At 72.0% G+C, this 4,742-nt stretch carries 6 protein-coding genes; 1 reads left to right on the forward strand and 5 read right to left on the reverse strand.

Annotated elements, in window-relative coordinates; all coding sequences use genetic code 11:
- Window positions 1-310: 310 nt before the first annotated feature.
- Together HY68_RS14090 and HY68_RS14095 are read right to left on the reverse strand one after the other, a co-directional pair.
- Window positions 311-778, reverse strand: a complete 468-nt coding sequence (locus HY68_RS14090; RefSeq protein ID WP_041988718.1) for a Clp protease N-terminal domain-containing protein — start codon at window positions 776-778, stop codon at window positions 311-313.
- 7 nt (window positions 779-785) lie between these two features.
- Entirely contained in the window at window positions 786-989 is a 204-nt protein-coding gene (locus tag HY68_RS14095) for a helix-turn-helix domain-containing protein (RefSeq protein WP_041988720.1), read from the reverse strand.
- An 84-nt stretch (window positions 990-1,073) separates the two neighbouring features.
- Between HY68_RS14095 and HY68_RS14100 the strand changes: the two genes are divergently transcribed.
- The gene (locus tag HY68_RS14100; protein WP_041988724.1) at window positions 1,074-2,642 is read left to right on the forward strand and encodes an FAD-dependent monooxygenase; all 1,569 of its coding nucleotides are present in this window, start codon (window positions 1,074-1,076) and stop codon (window positions 2,640-2,642) included.
- Here the strand turns inward: HY68_RS14100 and HY68_RS14105 are convergent.
- The 3 genes from HY68_RS14105 to HY68_RS14115 all read right to left on the reverse strand — a co-directional run.
- Window positions 2,626-3,462, reverse strand: coding sequence for an S-methyl-5'-thioadenosine phosphorylase (locus HY68_RS14105; RefSeq protein WP_041988727.1), 837 nt, complete (start codon window positions 3,460-3,462; stop codon window positions 2,626-2,628). The two genes, HY68_RS14100 and HY68_RS14105, sit on opposite strands and share 17 nt — an antisense overlap.
- A gap of 157 nt (window positions 3,463-3,619) precedes the next feature.
- Window positions 3,620-4,009, reverse strand: coding sequence for an FmdB family zinc ribbon protein (locus HY68_RS14110; RefSeq protein WP_041988729.1), 390 nt, complete (start codon window positions 4,007-4,009; stop codon window positions 3,620-3,622).
- A gap of 66 nt (window positions 4,010-4,075) precedes the next feature.
- A partial coding sequence (locus HY68_RS14115) for an MFS transporter (RefSeq protein WP_157874442.1) occupies window positions 4,076-4,742 on the reverse strand: 667 nt, incomplete at its 5' end.

Here is a 4,742-nt window from a genome sequence, read left to right on the forward strand (position 1 = left end):
CCAGGGCCGCCGCCGTCACGGCGAGACCGGCCGCCACGGCACGCCGCCGCCGGACCAGCGCCCTGTGCAGCCGCTGACCACGACGGCGTACCAGCAGCGGCTCGAAGGGCGGCACGCCGCGCGGGGGAGAGGGCAGGGGAGGCAGGGGAAGAGGGACACGGGACATGGCAACCACCGTCCGACGTGAGAAGTTGTGCGGTCGCTCCTCACGATCCACGGTTCCGCCAGATCCCGCTCAAGGCTGTGGACAAGCGGACGATTGTGGATAACTCCCCTGCCGTTAGGGGTGAATCACCCGGCCATGGATGAGTCACTCGGCCTGGCGGACGCGTTCCCGTACGGCGTCGCGGTCCACGCCCAACCGGTCCAGCAGCTCGGCCGCCGGATCCGGCCGCTCGCACTTCAGCAGCGACAGCAGCAGATGCTCGCGCGTGATGCGCCGGCCGCCCGTCTTCCGTACCTCCGCCAGCGCGCGCGGCAGCACCGCACGGGCACCCGACGTGAACGGGGTGCGCTTGCGGGAGAGCGGTACCGGCGGCCGGGCGACGCCCTTGACGTCGATACCGAGCATCGCCAGCGCGTCCTGGTCGAGGGCGTCGAGAGCGCCGCGCGCGGTCTCCAGATCGATGTCGAGGGCCCGGACGGCCGGTGACTCGGGCGCGTCCAGCAGCCCCAGCAGCAGATGTTCGGTGCCGATGCGGCGGTCGCCGCGCTGCCGCGCGGTCTCCAGCGCCGAGGTGACGGTCGTACGGGCGTCCGCGGTGAACTGTTCGAACATGCTCGTCTCACTTCCCGTGCTTGGTGTGCACCGACTGTCGCGAGACGCCGAGGGCGTCCCCGATCTGCTCCCAGGTCCAGCCCTGCTCCCTGGCCCGCGCCACGGCGGCCGACTCGACCTGTTCCGCCAGCCGGTGCAGGGCGCTCACCGCCCGTAGCCCCACGGCCGGTTCCCGCGACCTGAGTCGTGCTGAGAGGTCATCCGATTCCATGACGTCAGTCTGGGTTGACAGGCGTCCGATTGTCAACCCAGACTGACACTGTCAATCCGGACTGACATGCCGAAGGGATACCCGATGAACGCTGCCGAGGTCGTGATCGCGGGCGGCGGCCCCAACGGGCTGCTGCTCGCCTGTGAGCTGCGCCTGGCCGGCGTACGCCCCGTGGTGCTGGAGCGGCTGCCGGCGCGCGGCGCGGCGCCCAGGGCCAACGGGCTGGTCGGGCAGGTGGTGCGGATGCTGGACCTGCGCGGCCTGTACGAACGGCTGGCGGGCCGGGCGGGACCGCCGGAGGCCACGCCCTTCTTCCAGTTCGGCGGCATCCCGCTGGACCTGCGCGCACTCGACCCGAACCCGCTGGCCACCCTGCTGGTGCCGCAGGCCCGTATCGAACAGGTCCTGGAGGAACGCGCCCGGGAACTCGGCGTGGAGATCCGCAGGGGCCACGAACTCACCGCGCACGACCAGGGCGCGGATCAGGGCGCGGCCGGTGGCGGCGCGGGCGTCACCCTCGACGTACGCGCCCCCGACGGCCCGTACCGGATGCGCGCCCGCTATCTGGTCGGCGCCGACGGCGGCCACAGCCTGGTCCGCAAACAGGCCGGCATCGGCTTCCCCGGCACCACCGACGACACCTTCTCGTCCCTCACAGGACATGCCGTCGTCCCGCCGGGCCTCCTCCGCGCAGGCACCGGCGAACTCGCCCTGCCCGGCGCGCCGCCGCTGCGCCCGTACACCCAGAACCGGCTGCCGGGCGGGGTGTTCACGTTCGCGGAGATGCCGCCGGGCTCCGGTGTCCATCTGGTCTCCGTCATGGAGTGGCACCGCCCGCCGTCCGGGGCGGGCGACAACACCGCGCCCGTCGTGACGTTCGGCGAACTCACCGCCGGCGTACGGCGCGTGCTCGGTACGGACCTGGCGTTGACGCCACCGACCACCGAGGGGCCGCACCGGCTGAGCCGGCTCACCGGCGTCAGCTCGCGGCAGGCGGAGACCTACCGGGCAGGGCGCGTCCTGCTGCTCGGGGACGCCGCCCACGTGCATTCAGCCGTCGGCGGCCCCGGGCTCAATCTCGGGCTCCAGGACGCCGTCAACCTCGGCTGGAAACTCGCCGCCGAGGTACGGGGCGTGGCGCCGCGCGGGCTGCTCGACACGTACGAGACCGAGCGCGCGCCCGTCAGCAGGCGGGTCCTCATGCAGACCCGCGCCCAGATGGCGCTGATGCGGCCCGGCGAGGACATCACGGCGGCGCGCGAACTGCTCACCGAGCTGTTCGACGACCTCGGCAACCGGCGGCGGATCGCGACGCTGATGGCGGGGCCCGAGACCGCGTACGGCCCGTGGTTCCCCGACACGCGGCCGTCCGGAGCGGCGTGGCCCGCCGTCGCCGAACGGCTGCGGGCAGGCCGCGCCGTACTGCTCGACCTCGGCGGACACAGTGCCGTCGCCGACATCGCGGCAGCCCTGCCCGACCGGGTCGATCTCGTCACCGGCCGGCCGGAGGAGCGTCCTTCGGCTGCGGGCTCCGCCGTGCTGATCCGGCCCGACGGCTACGTGGCCTGGTCGGCGCCCGCCGCCGGGCCACCGCACGAGGGGCTGCGCGAGGCCCTGGCCGTCTGGTTCGGGACGGCTACGGCAGCAGCTTGAGGCCGGTGTCGATACCGTCCAGCGCGTGCGAGCACAGGCAGTCCCGCTCCTCGCTCGCCGGCAACCCGCCCACCGCGTCGAACAGGACCGTACGCAGCCGGCCCACATTGGCCGCGAAGACCTTCAGCACCTCTTCGTGCGACACGCCCTCGCCCGTCTCGGCGCCCGCGTCCAGGTCCGTCACGAGCGTCATCGACGTGTAGCAGAGGCCCAGTTCGCGGGCGAGGACCGCTTCGGGGTGGCCGGTCATCCCGACGACCGACCAGCCCATCGCCGCGTGGAACACCGACTCGGCGCGGGTGGAGAACCGGGGCCCCTCGATGACGACGAGCGTCCCGCCGTCCACCGGCTCCCAGTCGTGGGTGCGGGCGGCGGCGAGCGCGGCAGCGCGGCCGTCGGGGCAGTAGGGGTCGGCCAGCGAGATGTGGACGACCTTGGACGCGCTGCCGTCCGGCAGCGGCACCCCGTCGTAGTACGTCTGGGCGCGGGCCTTCGTACGGTCCACGAGCTGGTCCGGTACGAGCAGGGTGCCGGGGCCGTACTCCGGGCGCAGCCCGCCGACGGCGCACGGGCCGAGCACCTGCCGTACGCCGACGGAGCGCAACGCCCACAGGTTGGCGCGGTAGTTGATGCGGTGCGGCGGCAGGTCGTGGTCGCGGCCGTGCCGCGGCAGGAAGGCGACCCGGCGGCCGGCGATCTCGCCGAGGAAGAGGGAGTCGCTGGGCGGTCCGTACGGGGTCTCGACGGGCAGCTCGGTCACATCCTCCAGGAAGGAGTAGAAGCCCGAGCCACCGATCACACCGATCTCTGCGTTCGCCATGTCCGTCACACTATCGGCACCCACCGACAGTCAGGCCGAGCGGCTGAGCGGCCAAGTGGCCGGGGACATGCCGAAGACCCCGCCGTGCGAAACGGCGGGGTCCTCGAAAGCGAAAAATCCGGGCGGACGAATCCGGGCGACGAATCCGATCGACGGATCAGGCGGCTGACGAGCCGCTGGAACTGCTCGACGAGTTCGACTTCGAGCCTGAACCCGACTTCGAACCCGAACCGGAGTCCGAACTCGAAGAACCGGAACCGGAGCTGGAGCCCGAGGCGGACGCCGACGAACCGGCCGTCGCCTTGGAGTTCGACTTCGACTCGCCACCGGAGGCCGACTTGGCCGCGGCGGGCGCGCTGCTCGTGGACGAGCCCCGGCTGTCGTTCCGGTAGAAACCGGAACCCTTGAAGACAATGCCGACCGCCGAGAACACCTTCTTCAGGCGTCCCTGGCAATTGGGGCACACGGTGAGGGCATCATCGGTGAACTTCTGCACCGCCTCAAGGCCCTCGCCACATTCGGTGCACTGGTACTGGTAGGTCGGCACTTGCTCCTCCTGGCACTCTCACTCAATGAGTGCTAACGACGCTCCATAGTGACGTATTCCGAGCGATCAGTCCACTGCCACTGGCTCGCGGTGACTCATCCCACGCGCCGCGACAAGGCCCGTGGTCTTCACCGTGAGCCGTGACCGCAGGACGAACAGGGTGATCAGCGCCAGTGCCGTACCGGCCAGCGGCACCACGAACCCGGCGCTCGCGCCGTGCGTGTCAGCGAGCTGTCCTGCGACCGTGACGGCCGCCGCCTGGCCCAGCGCCACGGCGCCGGTGAGCCAGGTGAACGCCTCGGTGCGGCCTTCGGCCGGCACCAGCCGCTCGACCAGCGTGTAGCCGCTGATCAGCGCGGGCGCGATGCAGAGCCCGATCAGCAGCCCCAGCCCGGCGAGCAGCGGCACGGAGTGCACCGCCCACAGCGCCGAGGCGAACAGGGTGAGCCCGGTGTAGCCGGCCAGCAGCCTGCCGCGCGGGCCGGTCTTCCAGGCGACGGCGCCGCAGACGATCCCGGCGAGCATGTTGCCCGCGGCGAAGATCCCGTAGAGCACTCCGTTGACGCCGGGTTCGCCGATCTCCTCGGCGAACGCCGTCAGCGACACCTGCATGCCGCCGAAGACCGAGCCGATGCCGAGGAAGGCGACCGCGAGCACCCGCACACCGGGCACGGGCAGCGCCGACGTACGCGTACGACCGCCGGTCGTCGCAGCCGCACGACCACGGGCGGCC

Origin of the sequence: Streptomyces sp. AcH 505, from assembly GCF_000818175.1 — a bacterium.
GTDB lineage: Bacteria > Actinomycetota > Actinomycetes > Streptomycetales > Streptomycetaceae > Streptomyces.

Bases quoted from the DNA above. Each gene is read 5' to 3' on its own strand.
- HY68_RS14090 (WP_041988718.1), bottom strand. From the start codon at position 778: ATGTTCGAACAGTTCACCGCGGACGCCCGTACGACCGTCACCTCGGCG.
- HY68_RS14095 (WP_041988720.1), bottom strand. From the start codon at position 989: ATGGAATCGGATGACCTCTCAGCACGACTCAGGTCGCGGGAACCGGCC.
- HY68_RS14100 (WP_041988724.1), top strand. From the start codon at position 1,074: ATGAACGCTGCCGAGGTCGTGATCGCGGGCGGCGGCCCCAACGGGCTG.
- HY68_RS14105 (WP_041988727.1), bottom strand. From the start codon at position 3,462: ATGGCGAACGCAGAGATCGGTGTGATCGGTGGCTCGGGCTTCTACTCC.